This window comes from Mesorhizobium sp. B2-7-1 (genome assembly GCF_006440735.1).
Lineage (GTDB): Bacteria > Pseudomonadota > Alphaproteobacteria > Rhizobiales > Rhizobiaceae > Mesorhizobium.
This window is the reverse complement of sequence record NZ_VFUA01000120.1, coordinates 1-19,382: the sequence shown is the minus strand read 5'-3', so window position 1 is coordinate 19,382 and position 19,382 is coordinate 1. Positions and strand designations below refer to the sequence as shown.

Annotated in this window: 16 protein-coding genes and 1 pseudogene; 6 read left to right on the top strand and 11 right to left on the bottom strand. The window is 63.2% G+C overall.

Annotation, left to right across the window (positions count from 1 at the left end; genetic code table 11):
- Positions 1 to 1,603 (bottom strand): annotated as a pseudogene (locus FJ471_RS29670) (hypothetical protein); the annotation flags it as partial.
- A 749-nt stretch (positions 1,604 to 2,352) separates the two neighbouring features.
- Here FJ471_RS29670 and FJ471_RS29665 point away from each other — a divergent pair.
- From FJ471_RS29665 to rimO, 3 genes are all read left to right on the top strand, one after another.
- Positions 2,353 to 2,760, top strand: coding sequence for a DUF930 domain-containing protein (locus tag FJ471_RS29665; RefSeq protein ID WP_181179824.1), 408 nt, complete (start codon positions 2,353 to 2,355; stop codon positions 2,758 to 2,760).
- Positions 2,761 to 2,929: 169 nt separating this feature from the next.
- Positions 2,930 to 3,616, top strand: coding sequence for a TerC family protein (locus FJ471_RS29660; RefSeq protein WP_140808647.1), 687 nt, complete (start codon positions 2,930 to 2,932; stop codon positions 3,614 to 3,616).
- A gap of 258 nt (positions 3,617 to 3,874) precedes the next feature.
- Positions 3,875 to 5,188 carry a 30S ribosomal protein S12 methylthiotransferase RimO gene (gene rimO / locus FJ471_RS29655; RefSeq protein WP_140808645.1) on the top strand — a complete coding sequence of 438 codons (1,314 nt, stop codon included), beginning with the start codon at positions 3,875 to 3,877 and terminating at the stop codon, positions 5,186 to 5,188.
- A gap of 81 nt (positions 5,189 to 5,269) precedes the next feature.
- Here rimO and FJ471_RS29650 read toward each other — a convergent pair whose 3' ends face one another.
- The 8 genes from FJ471_RS29650 to FJ471_RS29615 all read right to left on the bottom strand — a co-directional run bounded on the left by FJ471_RS29650 (position 5,270) and on the right by FJ471_RS29615 (position 13,693).
- Positions 5,270 to 6,337: a BMP family ABC transporter substrate-binding protein gene (locus tag FJ471_RS29650; protein WP_140808643.1), complete on the bottom strand. Its 1,068-nt coding sequence runs from the start codon at positions 6,335 to 6,337 to the stop codon at positions 5,270 to 5,272.
- A gap of 51 nt (positions 6,338 to 6,388) precedes the next feature.
- On the bottom strand, positions 6,389 to 7,309 hold the full coding sequence (locus FJ471_RS29645; protein ID WP_140808641.1) for an ABC transporter permease: 921 nt from the start codon (positions 7,307 to 7,309) through the stop codon (positions 6,389 to 6,391).
- Positions 7,309 to 8,439, bottom strand: a complete 1,131-nt coding sequence (locus FJ471_RS29640) for an ABC transporter permease (protein ID WP_140808639.1) — start codon at positions 8,437 to 8,439, stop codon at positions 7,309 to 7,311. The genes FJ471_RS29645 and FJ471_RS29640 overlap by 1 nt, the downstream gene beginning before the upstream one ends.
- Complete coding sequence (locus FJ471_RS29635) at positions 8,436 to 10,013, bottom strand: ABC transporter ATP-binding protein (RefSeq protein WP_181179822.1); 1,578 nt, start codon at positions 10,011 to 10,013, stop codon at positions 8,436 to 8,438. Before FJ471_RS29635 ends, FJ471_RS29640 begins: the two co-directional genes overlap by 4 nt.
- A gap of 251 nt (positions 10,014 to 10,264) precedes the next feature.
- Positions 10,265 to 11,242 carry a quinone oxidoreductase gene (locus FJ471_RS29630; RefSeq protein WP_140808635.1) on the bottom strand — a complete coding sequence of 326 codons (978 nt, stop codon included), beginning with the start codon at positions 11,240 to 11,242 and terminating at the stop codon, positions 10,265 to 10,267.
- Between the two features lie 127 nt (positions 11,243 to 11,369).
- Positions 11,370 to 12,188 carry a phosphatidylcholine synthase gene (pcsA, locus tag FJ471_RS29625; RefSeq protein WP_181179820.1) on the bottom strand — a complete coding sequence of 273 codons (819 nt, stop codon included), beginning with the start codon at positions 12,186 to 12,188 and terminating at the stop codon, positions 11,370 to 11,372.
- The gene (locus FJ471_RS29620; protein ID WP_140808633.1) at positions 12,185 to 12,799 is read right to left on the bottom strand and encodes a DUF1326 domain-containing protein; all 615 of its coding nucleotides are present in this window, start codon (positions 12,797 to 12,799) and stop codon (positions 12,185 to 12,187) included. Before FJ471_RS29620 ends, pcsA begins: the two co-directional genes overlap by 4 nt.
- A 12-nt stretch (positions 12,800 to 12,811) precedes the next feature.
- The gene (locus FJ471_RS29615; RefSeq protein WP_140808631.1) at positions 12,812 to 13,693 is read right to left on the bottom strand and encodes a DUF2182 domain-containing protein; all 882 of its coding nucleotides are present in this window, start codon (positions 13,691 to 13,693) and stop codon (positions 12,812 to 12,814) included.
- A 102-nt stretch (positions 13,694 to 13,795) separates the two neighbouring features.
- Between FJ471_RS29615 and FJ471_RS29610 the strand changes: the two genes are divergently transcribed.
- On the top strand, positions 13,796 to 15,007 hold the full coding sequence (locus FJ471_RS29610; protein WP_140808629.1) for a UbiH/UbiF family hydroxylase: 1,212 nt from the start codon (positions 13,796 to 13,798) through the stop codon (positions 15,005 to 15,007).
- Here FJ471_RS29610 and FJ471_RS29605 read toward each other — a convergent pair.
- On the bottom strand, positions 14,984 to 15,946 hold the full coding sequence (locus FJ471_RS29605; RefSeq protein WP_140808627.1) for an AEC family transporter: 963 nt from the start codon (positions 15,944 to 15,946) through the stop codon (positions 14,984 to 14,986). The genes FJ471_RS29610 and FJ471_RS29605 overlap by 24 nt on opposite strands.
- A gap of 212 nt (positions 15,947 to 16,158) precedes the next feature.
- On the opposite strand from FJ471_RS29605, the gene hspQ reads away from it, so the two are divergent.
- Complete coding sequence (gene hspQ / locus FJ471_RS29600) at positions 16,159 to 16,482, top strand: heat shock protein HspQ (RefSeq protein ID WP_181179818.1); 324 nt, start codon at positions 16,159 to 16,161, stop codon at positions 16,480 to 16,482.
- 94 nt (positions 16,483 to 16,576) lie between these two features.
- Here the strand turns inward: hspQ and FJ471_RS29595 are convergent, their stop codons facing one another.
- Positions 16,577 to 17,197 carry an invasion associated locus B family protein gene (locus tag FJ471_RS29595; protein WP_095765425.1) on the bottom strand — a complete coding sequence of 207 codons (621 nt, stop codon included), beginning with the start codon at positions 17,195 to 17,197 and terminating at the stop codon, positions 16,577 to 16,579.
- Positions 17,198 to 17,492: 295 nt separating this feature from the next.
- On the opposite strand from FJ471_RS29595, the gene FJ471_RS29590 reads away from it, so the two are divergent.
- Complete coding sequence (locus tag FJ471_RS29590; protein WP_140808623.1) at positions 17,493 to 19,313, top strand: extracellular solute-binding protein; 1,821 nt, start codon at positions 17,493 to 17,495, stop codon at positions 19,311 to 19,313.
- The last annotated feature ends 69 nt before the right edge of the window (positions 19,314 to 19,382 follow it).

Here is a 19,382-nt window from a genome sequence, read left to right as displayed (position 1 = left end):
GGGCATAGATGCCGCGCGCCTTCGGTCCGGTGGTGATGAGCGTGCCGTCATTGGTGACGGTCACCGATCCGCCCATGCCGCCCGCATCGCCTTCGCCCCCGATGGCGACCAGGCCGCCGCTGCCCGAGCCGTTGCCGCCGCCGCCGCCGATCGATTGCGCCACGATCGCGTCGGCGCCGACATCCTTGATGGTTGGACCGAGATCCGTGACGCTCGTGTCCGTGCCGCCATGTGTCGTGACGTTCCCGTGGTTGGTGACGATGACGGTCTTGCCGTCGCCGCCGGAGCCGGCATCGCCGCCGATGGCGACGAGGCCGCCGGCGCCGCCCGCATCGCCGCCGCCACCGCCGATCGACTGCGCCAGGATGCCGAAGGCGCCGACGCCGTAGGTCGTGATGTTGCCGCCGCCATTGTTGTTGACGGTCACGGTGTCGCCAGTGCCGCCGCCGGAGCCGAGCTTGTTGCCAAGCGCGACGATGCCGCCGGAATCGCCGGCATTGCCGCCGCTGCCGCCGAGCGACTGCGCCCAGATGCCGTAGGACCGAGCGCCCTTGGTCTCGATGACGCCGGTGTTGGTGACGGTGACGGTGCCGCCATTGCCGCCGGCCGAGGCGGAGCCGGGCTGGCCGACGATGCCGAAGCTGTCGCCGCCCGAGCCGCCGCCGCCGCCGATCGATTGCGCAAAAATGCCGACGGACTTGTCCTGGTTGGTGGTGATCTGGCCGCTGTTGGTGACAATGACCGTGCCGCCTTTCGTCGGCGGGCCGCCGGCGCCGCCCTCGCTCAGGATGTAGCCATTGCCGCCGGCGCCGCCCTGGCCGCCCTTGCTCATCACGAAGATGCCGTCGGCTCCGACCGCATCGGTGGTGATCGTCGCCGCCGAGTTCAGCGTGATGTCGCCGCCCTGGCCGGCAGCGCCGCCCTGGCGGGCCTTCTGGTTGCCGTAGGAGTCGCCGCCGTTGCCGCCGTCGCCACCAATGCTGACGATTTCGACCGCGGCTTTGCCGTCCTGGCTGGAACTGTAGCTCTTGTCGAAACCCAGCGTGTCGTTGATCGTCGGCCCGTTGCCGCCCGGCTGGCCGTCCGAGCCGCTCACGCCAATAGTCAGGCTGCCGAGGATGCCGAAATCGATGACAATGCCATAGGCGTTCGAGCCTCCGGAACCGTTGGAGCCGGTCTGGCGGTCGACGAAGCGCACGTCGTTGCCCGAGGTCACCGTGCCGCCGGTGCCGGACGCGCCAGCGCCACCGCCATCTATCTTAACGTTGTCCCGATAGGTGGTGAGCGTGGTTGTCGTGGAGTCCTTGTCGTTCGTGAGCACGATGCCGGTGTAGTAGTCGGTGCCGTTCACGTTCGTCTTGGTGTAGGACGCGACCGTGTAGGTTATTCCGCCGGAGACGTAAGAGCTTCCGACGGCGGGCGGCGAAACAATGACGGCGTTGAAGGTGGGCTTGCCGTCTTGGTCAGGGGCGCCCTGGGTCACCACCCAGCCATTGGACGGCGACGGGATCTGGACGACCTTCTCGAATTGCTGGGTGCCGGTATTGTACACTAGGTCGTTGACCGCCACGGCGAACGCGCTGCCCATAGGCAGAAGCAGCATTGTGCCCGTGAGCATCCCGAACACACTCGATCGGGCGGACCGTCGCAGAGCCTTCAGGCCGACAGCAGGCAAAGTGACAATCATCATTGCCGCGGTTGAGACCCAAGGCCTATCGACGCCGGCCAGCGCTGACTTTGGGGCAATCAACAGGGAGTGCGCAGCGATTGCTGTTGGACCGGCGTGAGGGCTAGGCAAAACACGTCCCAGGCCGAACTTCGACCCCTTGGCCGTCTCGATCTTCGCCATTGCCGCAGTCCCCCCGGGTCGACCAACCCGTCCCCGTCCGGCCATGGCGTGACCCAGGGGAAGCGCCTTGTCAACTTCGCTTCAATTGCAAGCCGGCGGTCGAGATCACGGATTTGTTATCAGGATCAAGTAATCCGACTCGCGATCTATCGCCGCGGAAAGTATTGAACCATTTGGATTTTCTGGCTTTTCCTGCCGCACGCCCTACGACAATGAAGAGGCGACCGATATGCCATTCGGCCGAAAGGCGTTCCGCGGATGGCTATCCAGAAGCGGTTTTCAGGGGTGACTTTTTCTGGGCATATCATGGCCTGAATGCAGGAAAAGCACGACGCGACGCACCCTGTGTCACCTAGACATTCCCCGCCTATTAGCGATTCTGCGGATGGCAGCGACCAGCGGTTGCATGATGGGTGCATTTGTCGGAACCGAAGCTCCCCCGGCGCGTCGCGTGGTGGTCAACGCTTGGTGAAGCAGCGTTCATTTGATTTCTCGGACAAAATATGCTGCTTCTCGCGCCCATGAAGAAGCTCTGCCTGATGGTTCTGGCGTCTCTGACGCTGGTCTTGCCGGCCAAGGCGATGGACAATGCGTTGCGCGCCGGCCTGATGAAACTCGACCCGCAGACCCGCCTCGAACAGCGGTGTGACGCAGAGGTGCTCGACCGGATCAGTCACGACGATCGCAACTACAAGGCCGACCGCGTCGTGGCCTACGCCTTCGCCACCCCACAGATGAGCGCCGACGCCATCAAGAGCTCTGGCGCCGCCTTCCGCAGCAAGGGCCAATGGTACCGGCTGAAGTTCAAATGCCAGACCGCGCCTGACCACATGCAGGTGCTGCAGTTCCGCTACAAGATCGGCGACGAAATCCCGGAAGCCGACTGGGCCAAATATAATCTCTACGATTAGTTTTTCGGCCTGCCCGCCTTGCCGGCGACCACCCCAAATCCTTGAGTGCTTGCGCCGGCGGCGTTGTTTTCCGGCGATGTCCAAACCTGCGCCTTGACGCCGGTGGACCATGCCTTTAGGCCCGTCGGGATAAAGGGCTATGTTCATTTCAGGCAAGGATTTCTAGTCGATGGAAATATTCACTGCCGCAGGCCTTTCAGCCCTCCTCCAGGTCGTCGCAATCGATCTCGCGCTCGCCGGCGACAACGCAATTGTGATCGGCCTCGCGGCGGCCGGCCTTCCCGCGGACCAGCGCAAGCGCGCGATCCTGGTCGGCATCGCGGCAGCCACCGTCCTGCGCATCATCTTTGCCCTGATCACGCAATGGCTGCTGAGCATCGGCCCGATGCTGCTTATCGCCGGCGGGCTTTTGCTTCTGTGGGTGTGCTGGAAGATGTGGCGTGAACTGCGCGTCAGCCATGACGACGAGCGCGACGCGACCGAAGCGCTGTCGAACAGCGATTACAACAAGGACGGTTCCGTCGCGGGCAAGGGAGCGCGCAAGACCTTCTCGCAGGCCGCCTGGCAGATCGTCATCGCCGACGTCTCGATGTCGCTCGACAACGTGCTCGCCGTGGCCGGCGCCGCCATGAAGCATCCCACCGTACTGATAATCGGGCTGGCCCTTTCGATCGCGCTGATGGGCTTTGCCGCATCCTTTGTCGCGCGCCTGCTGCACAGGTATCGCTGGATCGCCTATATCGGCCTGCTGATCATTCTTTACGTCGCGGTGAACATGCTTCTCGGAGGCGCCGTGCAGCAGTTTCCAGACCATTTTGCCTTCCTGGCGCCATTGTTCGGGCCGGACAGCCACTGAGGCAAGCGAGCAGCGGTCGGTCGACAGGCAGTTTGCTTCTCAGGCGAAGCGTGCTATTGCGCCGCGCGAAAACGGCTCAAAGCCGCGCACCTAGAGCAATTCCAGGAAAAGTGTGAGCGGTTTTCCGTCCGGAATTGCGTTAAAACAAAGGGATAGAGCGTTTCGCCGTTTCCGTGAAACGGTGGAAACGCCCTAGATCGATCTTCAGGGCCAAAGGCTCAATTCTCGATCTCGCCCTCATCTCTTGGAAACAAATCTATGTCCGCCCCACGCGTCAGTTTCGTCAGTCTTGGATGCCCGAAGGCGCTCGTCGATTCCGAGCGCATCATCACGCGGCTGCGCGCCGAGGGCTATGAGATCGCGCGCAAGCATGACGGCGCCGACCTTGTCGTCGTCAACACCTGCGGCTTCCTCGATTCCGCGCGCGACGAGTCGCTCAACGCCATCGGCTCCGCCCTTTCCGAAAACGGCCGCGTCATCGTCACCGGCTGTCTCGGCGCCGAGCCGGACGTGATCCGCGAGAAGCATCCCAACGTGCTGGCGATCACCGGCCCGCAGGCCTATGAGAGCGTGATGGCGGCGGTGCACGAGGCGGCGCCGCCCAGCCACGATCCCTACATCGATCTGCTGCCGCCGCAAGGCGTGAAGCTGACGCCGCGCCACTATGCCTACCTGAAGATTTCCGAGGGCTGCAACAACCGCTGCACCTTCTGCATCATTCCCGCACTGCGCGGCGATCTCGTCTCGCGCCCTGCCGCGGACGTGCTGCGCGAAGCCGAAAAGCTCGCCAAGGCCGGCGTCAAGGAAATCCTCGTCATCTCGCAGGACACCAGCGCCTACGGCATCGACATCAAGTACCAAACGTCGATGTTCGGCGACCGTGAGGTGCGGGCTAAATTCCTTGACCTCGCCGAGGAATTAGGCAAGCTCGGCATCTGGGTGCGCATGCATTACGTGTATCCCTACCCGCATGTCGCCGACGTCATTCCGCTGATGGCGGAGGGAAAGATCCTTCCCTATCTCGACATCCCCTTCCAGCATGCCTCGCCACAGGTGCTGAAGAACATGCGCCGGCCCGCGCATGGCGAAAAGACGCTGGACCGCATCCGCGGCTGGCGCGAGGTCTGCCCCGACCTCGCCATCCGTTCGACGTTCATCGTCGGCTTCCCCGGCGAGACCGAAGACGATTTTCAGATGCTGCTCGACTGGCTGGACGAGGCCAAGATCGATCGCGCCGGTTGCTTCAAATACGAACCGGTCAGGGGCGCGCGCTACAACGACCTCGGACTGGAGCAGGTGCCGCAGGACATCAAGGAAGCGCGCTGGCACCGCTTCATGCAGCGCCAGCAGAAGATCTCGGCTGCGCAGTTGGCCAAAAAGGTCGGCAAGCGCCTGCCGGTGCTGATCGATGAGGCGCATGGCATATCCGGCAAAGGCCGCACCAAATACGACGCGCCGGAGATCGACGGCTCGGTGCACATCCAGTCGCGGCGGCCGCTGCGCGCCGGCGAAATCGTCACGGTGAAGATCGACCGCGCGGATGCGTATGACCTTTATGGCTCGGCGGTCTGACAGCCTGCGCGAACCCACGCAGCTTCAAAGAAAAAGGGCGCCCCGGGCGCCCTTTTCCGTTTCGGTTCCGCGACTTGCCGCCTACTGGGGCAGCTTGTCGTCGATGCCCTTGACGTAGAAATTCATGCCGAGCAGCGTGCCGTCGTCGGCGACCTCGCCGTCCTTCAGCCAGGGCGAACCATCCTGCTTGGAGACAGGTCCGGTAAAGGGATTCCAGCCGCCGGCAATCTTCTTCTCGGTCGCCTGTGCCATCGCCTTCACGTCGTCAGGCATGTTGGTGTAGGGCGCGAGCTTGACCGCGCCGTCCTTGATGCCGAGCCAGACATTGTCCGGCTTCCAGGTTCCGTCGAGCGCGGCCTGGACGCGGCTGATATAGTACGGGCCCCATTCGTCGGTCAGCGAGGTCAGCTGCGCGTTCGGCGCAAACTTGATCATGTCGGACGATTGGCCGAAGCCGTGCAGCTTGCGCTCCTCGGCGACCTGCAGCGCGGCGGTCGAGTCGGTATGCTGGGCGATGATGTCGGCGCCCTGGTCGAACAGCGCCTTGGCGGCGTCGGCTTCCTTGCCCGGGTCGAACCAGGAGTTCACCCACACGATCTTCACCTTGAAGTCGGGATTGATCGACTGGGCGCCGAGGATGAAGGAGTTGATGCCCATCACCACTTCCGGGATCGGGAAGGAGACGATGTAGCCGGCGAGGCCCTTCTTCGATTCCTTGGCCGCGATCTGGCCGAGCACATAGCGACCTTCATAGAAGCGGGCATTGTAGATGCCGAGATTGTCGCCGGTCTTGAAGCCGGTGGCATGCTCGAACATCACCTTCGGGAACTTCTTGGCGACCTTCACTTCGGCATCCATGAAGCCGAAGGAGGTGCCGAAGATGATCTTGCAGTTCTCGCGCGCCAGGCGCTCGAAAGCGCGATCGGCGTCGGGGCCTTCCGACACGTTTTCGAGATAGGCGGTCTCGACCTTGTCGCCCAGCGCCTTTTCGACCTCGAGGCGGCCCTGGTCGTGCTGGTAGGAGTAGCCGAAGTCGCCGATCGGACCCGTGTAGACCCAGCACGCCTTCAGCTTGTCGGCGGCCTCGGCGGTTACCGCCAGCGACAGGGCCGCCGTCGTGGTCATCAACGCAATAAGCAGTTTTTTCATTGTGTTACCTCTCTGAGTTAAGCCTTGGAGCTTCCCGTCTTTTTGTTATCGTCAACGATCCGGAACGAATGGCTGCCCCAACGAAGCCGGCGTGTTCATCATCGTCAGCCGCTTGTTGCGGGAGATTAGAACGAGAACCACGATGGTTGCCAGATAGGGCAGCGAAGAAAGAAACTGCGAAGGCACAGGAATGCCAAAAGCCTGTGCATGAAGCTGGCCGATCCACACTGCGCCGAAGATATAGGCGCCGGCCAGCACCCGCCACGGGCGCCAGGAAGCGAACACCACCAGCGCCAGCGCGATCCAGCCGCGGCCCGCGCTCATGTTCTCCACCCATTGCGGCGTGTAGACCAGCGACAGATGCCCGCCAGCAAGGCCAGCGCAGGCGCCGCCGAACATCACGGCGAGATAGCGGTAGCGGATGACCTTGATGCCAAGCGCATGCGCCGACGTATGGCTGTCGCCGATCGAGCGGAGCGTCAGGCCGGTGCGCGTCCTGAACAGGAACCACATCACCGCCGCGGTCAGAGCGATCGAGATGTAGAAGACCGGATCCTGGCCGAAGATCAGCCTGCCCACCACCGGGATCGAGCTGATCACCGGGATATCGAGATTGGGCAATCTGACGCCTGGCTGACCGACGAAGCTGGTGCCGATCATGCCCGACAGGCCGAGGCCGAGCAGCGTCAGCGACAGGCCGGTCGCCACCTGGTTGGTCGCGAGCGACAACGTCATGACGGCGAACAGCAGCGAGAACAGCGCGCCGACGATGATTGCGGCAAGCAGGCCGATCCATGGCGATCCGGTGAGGTAGCCGGCGCCGAAGCCGCCGACGGCGCCCATGATCATCATGCCCTCGACGCCGAGATTGAGCACGCCGGAGCGTTCGACCACCAGTTCGCCGATCGCCGCGATCAGAAGCGGCGTCGCCGCGGTCGCGATGGTCAAAAGGATGTTGACGGTGATGTCCATCAGCGGGCCTCCTCGAGCTTGGGCGCCGCTTCGAGCTGCGCCGCGCCGTTCGGCTTCGTCAGCGCCATGCCGATCAGGCGAATGCGGTAATGGATGAGCGTGTCGCAGCCGAGCACGAAGAACAAAAGCATGCCCTGGAAAACGCGCGCCACCTTGTCGGAAATGCCGAGGGCGCTTTGAACCGCCTCGCCGCCGAGATAGGTCAGCGCCAGCACAAGGCCCGCGGCGACGATGCCAAGCGGATTGAGCCTGCCGAGGAAGGCGACGATGATGGCGGTGAAGCCATAACCGGGCGAGATCACCGGCTGCAATTGGCCGATGGCGCCGGACACTTCCGAGATACCCGCCAGACCGGACAGCGCGCCGGACAGAAGGAAGGTGAAGAACACCATCCGGTTGAAGCCGAAGCCGGCAAAGCGCCCTGCCCTTGGGCTGGAGCCCAGCACGCGCACCTCGAAACCTTTCAGCATCCGGCTCATCATCAGCCAGACCAGCACGGCGGCGACCAGGGCGAAGACGAAGCCCCAATTGGCGCGGCCGGCATCGGGCATCAGCTCGGGCAGCACCGCCGACTCGCCGAACTGGATGGTCTGCGGAAAGCCATGGCCCTGCGGATCGCGCCATGGACCGCGCACCAGCCAGTCGAGGAAGAGCTGCGCGACATAGACCAGCATCAGGCTGGTCAGGATCTCGTTGGTGCTGAAGCGGGTCTTCAACAACGCAGGGATGGAGGCGTAGAACGCGCCGCCGACCATGCCGAGCAGAAGCATCAGCGGGATCACCAGCGGACCTTCGAACTGCGGGAACAGCACCGGGATGATCGAGCCGAAGATCGCGCCGAATATGAACTGGCCTTCGGCGCCGATGTTCCAGATGTTGGCCTTGTAGCAGACCGACAGGCCGACCGCGATCAGGATCAGCGGTGCTGCCTTGATCGCCAGCTCATGCAACTGCCAGACCTGGCTGATCGGCTCGACGAAATAGATCTCGAAGGCATTGAGCGGATTGACGCCGAGCAATGCGAACATGATGGCGCCGGCAATGATCGTCAGCGCGAAGGCGATGAAGGGCGACAGCATGGAGAACAGCGCTGAGCGCTGCGGGCGTTTGACGAGTTCGATGCGCATCATGCCACCTCCATTGCGTGTTCGGCGTGGCCGGGCTCGGCGCCGCCCATCAACAGGCCGATCTTCTCGAAAGTCGCCTCGGCGATCGGCAGCGGCTTCGACAATTCTCCGTTGTGCATGACGCCAATCGCATCCGACAGCTCGAACAATTCGTCGAGGTCCTGACTGATGACCAGGACCGCCGAGCCGCTGCGGGCAAGCTCGATCAAGGCCTGGCGGATGTGGGCGGCCGCACCGGCGTCGACGCCCCAGGTCGGCTGGTTGACAATCATGACGCTCGGCTTGCGGTCGAGTTCGCGGCCGACGATGAATTTCTGCAGATTGCCACCCGAAAGCGCGGCCGCTTCGGGATCGGGCGCGCTCTTGCGCACGTCCATGGCGGTGATGATGCGCTGGGCGGCGCTGTAGACGGCACCGTTCTTGACCATGCCGCCCGAGCCGACGAAAGCCTTGCCGTCGGTGGCGTGGCGGGACAGAAGCAGGTTCTCCGAAAGCTTCATGCGCGGCGCCGCGCCGTGGCCGAGGCGCTCTTCCGGCACGAAGGCGGCTCCCATCAGCCGGCGGCCGGTGATCGAAAGACCCCCGGCGTCCTTGCCGCGAATGCGCACGGAACCGGCATCCTGCTGCAGCACTTCGCCGGAGACGGATTCGAAGAATTCGCCCTGGCCGTTGCCGGCGACACCGGCGATGCCGATCACTTCGCCGGCGCGCACGGTGAGGTTGATGTTCTTGAGCGGGATGGCGAAGGGCGTCGCCGGCTTGCGGCTGAGGCTACGGATTTCCAAGAGTGCCGGCGCGGTTTCGATGCCGTCTGCCGGCGCGCGCACCACGGCCTTCACTTCGCTGCCGACCATCATGCGGGCAAGCGATGCGGCGGTCTCCTCACGCGGGTTGCAGTGGCCGACAACCTTGCCGTGGCGGAGCACCGTGGCGCGGTCGCAGATGCGTTTGACCTCTTCCAGCCGGTGCGAGATGTAGAGGATCGACTTGCCTTCCGAGCGCAGGCGCTCCAGCGTCTCGAACAGCTTGTCGGCCTCCTGCGGCGTCAGCACCGAGGTCGGCTCGTCGAGGATGATGAGCTGCGGCGTCTGCAAGAGGCAGCGGATGATCTCGATGCGCTGGCGTTCGCCGACCGAGAGGTCTCCGACCAGCGAGTCCGGATCGAGCGGCAGGCCATAGCTGAAGGATAGCGCCCTCGCTTTGGCGGCAATCGTGCTGATCGGCGAACCGTCATTGAGCGAAAGCGCGATGTTTTCGGCCGCCGTCAGCGCCTCGAACAGCGAGAAGTGCTGGAACACCATGCCGATGCCGAGCTTCTTGGCCACGCCCGGGCTGGTGATCTTGACCGGGCTGCCATCCCAGAAGATCTCGCCCGAATTCGGTTCGAGCGATCCGAACAGCATCTTGACCAGCGTCGACTTGCCGGCGCCGTTCTCGCCGAGCAGCGCGTGGATCTCGCCTTTGGCGATATTGAGATCGATGTGATCGCACGCGGTCAGCGTGCCAAAAATCTTGGTTAGGCCACGAACCTCGAGCAGGTTCGCCCTGTCATGATTTGCACTCACAGTGCCTCCCATCCAGTTTCCCGGATATGTTCTGTGTTCCCGAAAGCATGGTATGCGCGGCCGGCTCCCATCGGAAAGCAGCACCCAACTTGAAAGAGCTTCAAGAATTTCAGCGGAAACTCAAGGGCTAAGATAGACCTCTTGGGAACGACGGCAAATCCGCAGCGCTTTTCAGGCGAGCCGTGCCTTCGGGCACGGCAAGTCGCTGAAAAATAAGGCAGTCGGCCAGGATATGTGCCGAAAAGTGTGAAGCGATGAAAGCTCTAGGGAATGAGGACCGTCGTTCCCGTCGTCTTGCGCGCTTCGAGATCAGCTTGCGCCTTTGCCGCGTCCTTCAGCGCATAGCGCTGGTTGATCTTGATCTCGACGGCGCCGCTCTTGACCACGTCGAAAAGCGCTTCCGCCGACTTCACAAGGTCTTCGCGCCTGGCGTTGTAGACGAACAGCGTCGGCCGGGTTGCATAGATGGAGCCCTTCTGTGCCAGCAGCGACATCGAGAAAGGCGGGATCGGCCCTGACGACTGGCCGAAGCTGACGAACATGCCGAGCGGCCGCAGACAATCGAGCGATGCCGGAAAGGTGTCAGTGCCGACGGAATCATAAACAACATCGCATTTCTTGCCGCCGGTGAGCGCCGCAACGCCGGCAACGAAGTCCTGCTCCTTGTAGTTGATGACGTGATCGAAGCCATGCGCCCGGGCGAGCTCGATCTTGTCGGCGGAGCTGGCCGTGCCGATCACCGTCGCGCCAAGATGCTTTGCCCATTGGCCGAGGATCAGGCCGACGCCGCCTGCGGCCGCGTGATAGAGGATCGTGTCGCCAGCCTTGACCGGGAACGTACGGCGCAAGAGGTACTCGGCCGTCATGCCCTTCAGCATCATCGCCGCCGCCTGCTCGTCGCTGATGCCGTCCGGCACTTTGACCACACGGTCGGCGGCGACCACCCGCTTCTCGCAATAGGCGCCGACATTGACGGCATAGGCGATGCGGTCGCCGGGCTTCAGCCAGTCGACGCCCGTGCCGAGCGCCAGCACGACGCCCGCCGCCTCGCCGCCCGGGATCAGCGGAAAGCCGCCGGGCGGCGGGTAAAGCCCGGAGCGGTAGTAGACGTCGATGAAGTTGAGGCCGATCGCCGTGTGCCGGATCAGGATCTGGCCTTCTCCCGGCTGGCCCGGATCGGCGTCTTCACAGGTCAGGACTTCGGGGCCGCCATTGGCGTGGATACGGATTGCCTTGGACATCGCTCAACTCTCTGAAGGGTACGGACACGATCTGGAACATGTATTCCGAAAGGGTTTCGGAAGGTCATGCGCCGATGGACAGCCAGGCGAGGATGGCCATTCGACCAAAAATTATCCAGATCCAGGATCAGGACTTCTTGGCGCCCAGATTGGGAAACATCTGCATGATGCCACCGATGCAGGCGAGATAGAGGCCGGTGATGGTGATGCCGATCTTGGTGAAGTCGCTGACCTGCTCTCCCAGCACGCCGATCTTGTCGTAGAAGGCGGCAAGTGCGGCCTGCGCCAGCGCCAGCGCGCCGAAGGCGCACCACAAAAGCGTCATGCCGAGATTGACCGGCCGCAACCGCACCACGCGCACCGGATGGATGAAATTGATCGGCACGAAAGTCAAAATGCCGGCTACCACCACCACGGCGAAAGACACCCATTGCCCAGGCTCGATGATGAAGAGCGTGAACACCACCATGTTCCAGACGACGGGGAACCCTTTGAAGAAGTTCTCCTTCGTTTTCATGCCGGTGTCGGCATAGTAGATCGCGCTGGAGACCACGATGATGGCCGCCGACAGGAAGGACAGGTTCTCGCCCATGAAGCCGCGCTGATAGAGCGCGAAGGCCGGAATGAGCACGTAAGTGACGTAATCGATGATGTTGTCGAGGAGCTCTCCCGACCATGTCGGCAGGATTTCCTTCACCTCGAGCTTCCTGGCGATCGGGCCGTCGATGCCGTCGACGAACAGCGCCAGCCCCAGCCACCAGAACATCGCCGTCCAGCGTTCCTCGCTCGCCGCCACCAGCGACAGGAAGGCGAGGAACGATCCTGAAGCGGTGAGCAGGTGGACGGAGAACGCGCGCGCCTGCGGCCACGTCACCTTCTTCTTCGGCAGCGGGATCCGCTCCGCGATCTTCTTTGCCGCTTTCCTGGCCGCTGTGCTCTTGCTCACGGTCCCCGCCAGTCCAGCTTGCAGATTTCGGCCGAGCGGCCGGCGAAATTCCAGTTGCGGCCGAAAGCGCGCATCTTGCTCTTGTCGGACTTCGCCACGATGATCTCCGGCGCGATCCAATATTCGGAATTGGTGATCACCGTATCCTTCTCGCGGTCCTTGCCGGGAATTGGCGTCACCGCTCCGTCGATAATCCGCGGTATCTGGAAGACGCGCGTCTTGTCGCGCGTCTCATAGGTGATCGGCACCTGCTCGACGCCGAGGAATTTTCCGACGAGGATCGACAGCAGCGATGTCGTGCCGCCGGCCTTGCCGGTGAATATCTTGGTCAGCGCCTTCGCTGCATAGACCGAGGCGCGCTTGTCGATGAACAGGCCGGCCGTCCAGTTGCCGCGGCTCATATAGCCGGGGATTTCCATGATCAGGCCGAGATTGAGGCCCGAAAGGTCGACTTCGCCGAAATGGCCTGCATCGATGCGAAAACCCGCCCAGGTCTGGCAGTAGCCTTCTGTCGGCGGATGGCTGCCGAGCGACAGCACGCAGGGACAGAAAACCGTGCAATTGCAGGAGAGTACCAGCTCCCCTTTCATTGCCCAGCTTTGGTCGGTCATCGAATTCTCCCCTCACGCCGAAACTAATAGCAGGGCAGCCGCCCACACAAGCAGTATCGTACCGGCAACCCTGCTGGCCACCCTGCCGCTGGTCTGTTTTTCGATCAGGGTGAACAGGCCGATCAGTGCCATCCAGAAGACGTTCATCGCCCCGACGGCAAACATCACTAGCATCAGCGCCCAGCAGCAACCGAGGCACCAGACGCCCTGCTCCAGTCCCAAGCGGAAGATGCGGCCCGGTTTCGCGCTCCAGTTGGCGAACAGGATCGAGAACGGGTTGCGGCATTTTTCCAGGCATGCCTGTTTGAGGCCGCTGAATTGATAGAGACCGGCGGCGAGCAGGGCTGCAGCACCGGCAAGTCCGACGGCTGGGTCGAGCATCCGGCCGGAACCGGCAAAGGCGTAGACCGCGAACGTCAGCGCGGCGAAGCAGACGGATGCGCCAAGCCATGTGGCAAGGTATCCGCCGACAAGCACCAGCGGATGAACGACGGGTTCGCCCTTGATCCTCGCCGTATCGGCGATTTCGCAATAGGTGCGGATCAGCGGCGCCGCCGAAGGCAGCATCGTCGCCACGGCCATCAGGAACCACATCAGCACCAGCGCCGGCGCCTGCAGGCCTGCAAGCGGCGCCGGCGCAAGGCAGAGAGCGAAGAACCGGTCCAGGAAATCCGGCAGCGGCAGGCCCGGCAGGCTTTTCAGCAGCATGTCGCCGGGGGCGCCGGCAGGTCGGCTTTCGGCGCCGCGGATCGCCATCGCGCCGAGAAGGAGCCACGCAAGCGCGACGCTGATGCCGATCGTGAGCATGACCGCAAGGCGCGGGCTGCGCGCCACGCCCGCCGTCGCCCGGCCGGCGCGGTCGAGATGGCTGAAATCGTGCTGCTCACCGCTCATGCCAATCGAATGGGCTGAATCGCCACGTTGATCAAGCCGGCTGATCTGCCCTATATCCGGACAAAGGCCCGACGGGGTCGCCTCGCATTGTGGAAGCCTGGCGTGGAGCACAACGACAAAGCCCGCATCCTGGTTGCCGGCAGCGGTCCGGCCGGCCTGATTGCCGCGCTCGGCTTTGCCGAGGCCGGCTTTGGCGTGACGCTGGTCGGTCCAGAGGCCAACACCACTGACGGCCGCACCACAGCCCTTATGAATCCCGCCCTGAAGGTCCTTGAACGGCTGGGCGTCCTTGCCGAACTGAAGCCGCAGGCCGCCCCGCTCAAGGTGATGCGCATCGTCGACGCCACCCGCCGGCTGATCCGCAGTCCAACCGTGACCTTCCGCGCCAGCGAGATCGGCGAGGAACAGTTCGGGCTCAATTTGCCGAACAAGGCTCTTATCCCGATCCTCGCCGGGGCCGTTTCAGGTCATGACGGGATTCATTGGCTGAAATCCACCGTCGAGTCTTGGAGCCTCGACGCCGAGCAGGCCCATGCGCGGCTGGCCGACGGCAGCGAAGTCTCGGCATGCCTGGCGGTCGCCGCCGACGGACGCCTCTCCCCGGCGCGCGAAGCCGCCGGCATTCGCGCCTCCGCGCGGCCCTATCCGCAATCTGCGCTCGTGCTCAATTTCGGCCACCGCAGCGAGCACGGCTTCATTTCGACCGAGTTCCATACCGAAACGGGACCGTTCACGCAGGTGCCGCTGCCCGGCAGACGCTCGAGCCTGGTCTGGGTGGTGAAGCCGCAGACCGCGCAGGAGCTTGCCGCGCTCGACGAGGCAACCCTGTCGGAGCGTGTCGAGGAGCAGATGCAATCGATGCTTGGCCGGGTCTCGGTCGAGCCGGGCCGGCAGGTCTATCCCTTGTCGGCGGCCTCGCCCGGCCGCTTCGCGCAAAACCGCGTGGCGTTGGTCGGCGAGGCGGCGCATGTGTTTCCGCCGATCGGCGCCCAAGGCCTCAACCTCGGCATCAGGGACATCGACGATCTGCTTGGAATCGCGAGTGAAAACAGCATGGATCCCGGGTCGCGCAAGAGTCTCGCCGCCTATGACACCAGGCGCCGGCCCGACATATGGGCGCGCAGCGGCGCGGTGAACCTGCTCAACATGTCGCTCTTGTCCGACATGCTGCCGGCGCAATTGGCGCGCAGCGCCGGCCTCAACGCGCTGGGCGGCCTCGCGCCGCTGCGCGCCTTCTTCATGCGCGAGGGACTGCGGCCCGGCAGCGGTTTTCGCGCCATTGCCGGCGGCTTAAGGAAAGAGGTCGGCCGGTAGGATTCCGTGCCGGATGGCATAGAGCAGCGCGGTCACCGTCACCACCGAAAAACATGTCGTGATCAGCACGCTGGCCGAAGCCCGCTGCACCCACACGTCATATTGCTGCGCGATCACGAAGACATTGGTCGCCGTCGGCAGCGCCGCCAGCAGCATGGCTGAAAAGACCCAGGTCGGCGAGAAATTGCCGATCCAGCTCAGCACGACGTAGCAAAGCAGCGGATGGACGATCAGCTTCAGCCCCGCGATCAGCGCCAGCTCGTGCGGCACGCGGTTGAGCGGCCTGAGCGCCAGCGTCACCCCCATGGCGAACAGCGCGCAGGGCGCGGCCGCGCGGGCGAGGTAGTCCAGGAAGCGATCGACAGGCAGCGGCGGGCGGAACTCCACATAGGCGGCGGCAACGCCAAGCGCCGTCGCGATGATGAAGGGATGCAGCGCGATCTTCTTCAAGACACCGAACGCCAGTTGGAGCGGCGGTGCCTTCTCCTTGCCCGACAACGCCATCATCATCGGCGCGACGGTGAAATGCACGATGTTCTCGAAGCAGAAGATCAGCGCCACCGGCACCGCCGCCTGCTCGCCAAACGCCAGCAAAGCGAGGCCCGGTCCCATATAGCCGATGTTGCCATAAGCCGCTGCGAGGGCCGTGATCGTCGCCGGCGCGATGCCGCCGCGGGAAACGAAGACCGACCAGGCGAACATCAGCGTGAAGATCGCGTAGGTGGCGATGAGCGAGCCAAGGATGAAGCTCCACTCGGTCAATTGCTCGAACGGCGTCTTGGCGAGCAACTGGAAGAACAGGGCCGGCAGCGCGACATAGACGATGAAAATGTTCATCCAGCCGAGCGCCTCAAGCGGCTGCTTGGTGATGCGCGCCACAACGAAGCCGACGAAGATCATGCCGAAGAATGGAAGAACGAGACCGATGACGTCAGACATTTTTCGCTCGGGCGGGAAAACTCCCGCGCGGGCTAACCCGTTGCTTCGGCCAAGGTCAAGGACTTGGCTATTGAATTGCGTCCGCGTCTGCGCCAAATAGGCACCAGCCGAAAGTCGGGGTCGATTTTTGGCCGGGTGATGTGTAAATTCAAGGCCTTAGGCGCCTTGCGCGCAGCCACGACAGGCGCCTCGGACCCTAAGTGGTGAACGTGATGAAAACGGCCAAATTCTCGATCGGGCAAGTGGTTCGCCATAGGCTGTTTCCGTTCCGCGGCGTGATCTTCGACGTCGATCCGGAATTCGCCAACACTGAGGAATGGTACGAAGCCATCCCCGCCGACGTGCGTCCGCGCAAGGACCAGCCTTTCTACCATCTTCTGGCGGAAAATTCGGAGACCGAGTACATCGCCTATGTGTCCGAGCAGAACCTGCTCGAGGACCGGTCGGGCGAGCCGGTGCGGCATCCGCAGATCGGCGAGATGTTCCATAAGCTGCCGGATGGCCGCTACGAGCCGAAGCGTCATTCGAAGCATTGAAGTGTAGTGGCTGCCGCCCAAAGCGCGGCGCGCGGCGACAACAAAAAAGCGGGGCAAATGCCCCGCTTTGTTTTCCGAGAAACGCGTCTGGCGATCAGTTCGCGGTCTTGGCCTTGTCCTGCTCGTCCTTGAGCTTCTTGGCGAAGTCCTGGTTGTTCTTGGCGACGAAGTCCTGCAGCTTCTTCTGCCGGTCCTCGATGTCCGACTGCTGCAGCGGCGGGCCGTCATAGGCGCCGCTGAAGCCGGTGAGCGCGATCTTGATCGGGTTCGGCTGGTTCTGGAAGTTGATCGAAGTGAGCGTGATCCCCTGCCCCTTCTTGAAGGAAGCGACGAGCTGGTCGCTCAGCGGCACTTCCGCCACGCAACGATCCGGGAAGCAGATCACATAGTCGAGCTTCTGTGCCTTGCCGGCATCGATCTGGAGCGCAATGCCCGGAGGCACGAGGCGGCCGGTCGGGACCGTGACCTGGAAGACCTTGCGGTTCACCTTGCCCTTGAGCTCGATCAGGCTGACGCCGGTGACGAGCTGGCCGTTGCCGGCGGTGACGATGTTCTGCACGTTGCAGATGTCGACGTCTTCCTGCTTGGTGCAGGCCTTGAACCAGCCCTGAGGAATCTGCGGCTGCTGTTGGGCCGAGGCGGTGAAAAGCCCGGCGCCCAGAACGCCGACCACGCCTGCGGCCAGCACCGAAAGGCGGTACGCGTTGATCGTCATATGGTGCACTTTCCTCTCAAATGATCCCGGGGACCGGCTTCTTCGTGCCGTGTGGTCCAGCTACCTGTTGCCCAAATGAGGCAACAGGATGACTTCGGAGCGCGTGTTACACTGCCAGCGGCGTCGAATCCAGCCCGGTTTCCGTGATTTCTTCGCGGTTTGATGTCCCAGGGGCAAGCATCGATCGGCGCTGGAACGGCTGAACCCGATTCCCAATCGGGCACCGATTCAATCAGGTAAGGAAATGCTCTAGGGTGCATGGCGAATCACAAAGCCGCCCGGCAAGGAGACGGTCATGGACCGCGTTCTCGTTCGGCTGATCGCCGCGACCTCGTTTTTGGCTCTTTCGCTCCTTCCGGCACAGTCGGAGCCGAAGCACGGCATTGCCATGCAGGGCGAGCCGGCGCTGCCGCCCGACTACCAGCATTTCGACTACGTCAATCCGGACGCGCCGAAAGGTGGAAGCGTCACCTATTGCGTCGTCGGCTCCTTCGACAACCTCAACCCCTTCATCCTGAAAAGCCTGCGCACCACGGCGCGCGGCATGATCGATATCGTTTACGGCAATCTCGTCTTCGAGCCGCTGATGCAGCGCAGCTATGACGAGCCTTTCAGCCTCTATGGGCTGCTTGCCGACAGCGCCGACATGGATCCGGAGCGCAAGAGCATCGAGTTCCATCTCAACCCCAACGCAAAATGGTCCGACGGCCAGCCGGTGACGCCGGAAGACGTGCTGTTTACCTATGACGTCTTCGCCGCCAAGGGCCGCCCGCCCTACAGCGACCGCATGAGCATGATCGCCAAGCTGGAGAAGACCGGCGATCACAGCGTGAAATTTACCTTCAACGACAAGGCCAACCGCGAATTCCCGCTGATCGTCGCGCTGACGCCGATCGTCCCGAAGCACGCCCTCGACAAGGACACGTTCGACAGGACCACGCTGAAGCCATTGATCGGCAGCGGACCCTACACCGTGGACAAGGTGCTGCCCGGGCAGCGCATCGTCTTCAAGCGCAACCCGGACTATTGGGGCAAGGACATTCCGTCGAAACGCGGCTTCGACAATTTCGACCAGATCACCATCGAATATTTTCTCAACGCCAACGCCAAGACAGAAGCGTTCAAGAAAGGAATCTGTGCCCTCGATGACGAGACCGATCCGGTCAAGCGTGAGCGCGACATCGACTTTCCGGCCTTCCGCCGGGGCGATGTGAAGGAAGAATATTTCAATACCGGCATCCCCCCGGTGGTCACCGGCTTCCTGTTCAACACCAGGCTGCCGAAGTTCGCCAACCCGCTCGTGCGCCGCGCGCTCGGCACGCTCTACGACTTCGAATGGGCGAACAAGAACCTGTTCGGCGGCAAGTTCAACCGCACCATGAGCTATTGGCAGAATTCCGAGCTGTCCGCGCTCGGCCATCCGGCTGACGACCGCGAAAAGGCGCTGCTTGCCCCCTATCCCGGCCGCGTGCCGCCAGAGGTGATGGACGGCACCTGGCGCCCACCCGTGACCGATGGTTCGGGCCAGGATCGCAAAGTGCTCAAGGCTGCCTTCGAGTTGCTGAAGAGCGCCGGCTTTCACGTGCAGGACGGCAAGATGCTCGACCCGCAGGGAAACCCCTTCGGCTTCGAGATCCTGACCTCGTCGCAGGAAGAGGAGCGGCTGGCCGCCGTCTACCAGCGTACGCTGGAGAAGATCGGCATAGATGTCGGCATCCGCGCGCTGGACGGCGACCAGATCCAGTCGCGCAAGCAGCGGTTCGACTTCGAGGTGCTGATCGGCACCAGCGGCTTCAGCAATTCGCTGTCGCCCGGCAGCGAGCAGCTCGGCCGCTGGGGATCGGTCGCCGCGAAGACGGATGGATCGTTCAATCTCGCCGGCGTCGCCGATCCGGCGATCGACGCCGCGATCGACGCCATGCTGAACGCGCGCGCCAAGGAGGACTATGTCGCGGCGGTGCGCGTGCTCGACCGGCTGCTGATCTCAGGCAACTACATCGTGCCGATGCAATACAACACCCAGCAATGGCTCGCTTACTGGAGCTATCTGGAACATCCGCAAAAGACCCCCATATTCGGCTATCAGCTGCCGACCTGGTGGCGAAAGCCCAACTGACGCAAAACCCAATCGGAACCGAACAGGAGACGAGCATGAGCGCCGAGAACTCCATCACCTCTGGCGGCA

Coding starts and splice junctions, on each gene's coding strand:
- FJ471_RS29665 (WP_181179824.1), top strand. CDS start 2,353: ATGCTGCTTCTCGCGCCCATGAAGAAGCTCTGCCTGATGGTTCTGGCG.
- FJ471_RS29660 (WP_140808647.1), top strand. CDS start 2,930: ATGGAAATATTCACTGCCGCAGGCCTTTCAGCCCTCCTCCAGGTCGTC.
- rimO (WP_140808645.1), top strand. CDS start 3,875: ATGTCCGCCCCACGCGTCAGTTTCGTCAGTCTTGGATGCCCGAAGGCG.
- FJ471_RS29650 (WP_140808643.1), bottom strand. CDS start 6,337: ATGAAAAAACTGCTTATTGCGTTGATGACCACGACGGCGGCCCTGTCG.
- FJ471_RS29645 (WP_140808641.1), bottom strand. CDS start 7,309: ATGGACATCACCGTCAACATCCTTTTGACCATCGCGACCGCGGCGACG.
- FJ471_RS29640 (WP_140808639.1), bottom strand. CDS start 8,439: ATGATGCGCATCGAACTCGTCAAACGCCCGCAGCGCTCAGCGCTGTTC.
- FJ471_RS29635 (WP_181179822.1), bottom strand. CDS start 10,013: ATGGGAGGCACTGTGAGTGCAAATCATGACAGGGCGAACCTGCTCGAG.
- FJ471_RS29630 (WP_140808635.1), bottom strand. CDS start 11,242: ATGTCCAAGGCAATCCGTATCCACGCCAATGGCGGCCCCGAAGTCCTG.
- FJ471_RS29620 (WP_140808633.1), bottom strand. CDS start 12,799: ATGACCGACCAAAGCTGGGCAATGAAAGGGGAGCTGGTACTCTCCTGC.
- FJ471_RS29615 (WP_140808631.1), bottom strand. CDS start 13,693: ATGAGCGGTGAGCAGCACGATTTCAGCCATCTCGACCGCGCCGGCCGG.
- FJ471_RS29605 (WP_140808627.1), bottom strand. CDS start 15,946: ATGTCTGACGTCATCGGTCTCGTTCTTCCATTCTTCGGCATGATCTTC.
- hspQ (WP_181179818.1), top strand. CDS start 16,159: ATGAAAACGGCCAAATTCTCGATCGGGCAAGTGGTTCGCCATAGGCTG.
- FJ471_RS29595 (WP_095765425.1), bottom strand. CDS start 17,197: ATGACGATCAACGCGTACCGCCTTTCGGTGCTGGCCGCAGGCGTGGTC.
- FJ471_RS29590 (WP_140808623.1), top strand. CDS start 17,493: ATGGACCGCGTTCTCGTTCGGCTGATCGCCGCGACCTCGTTTTTGGCT.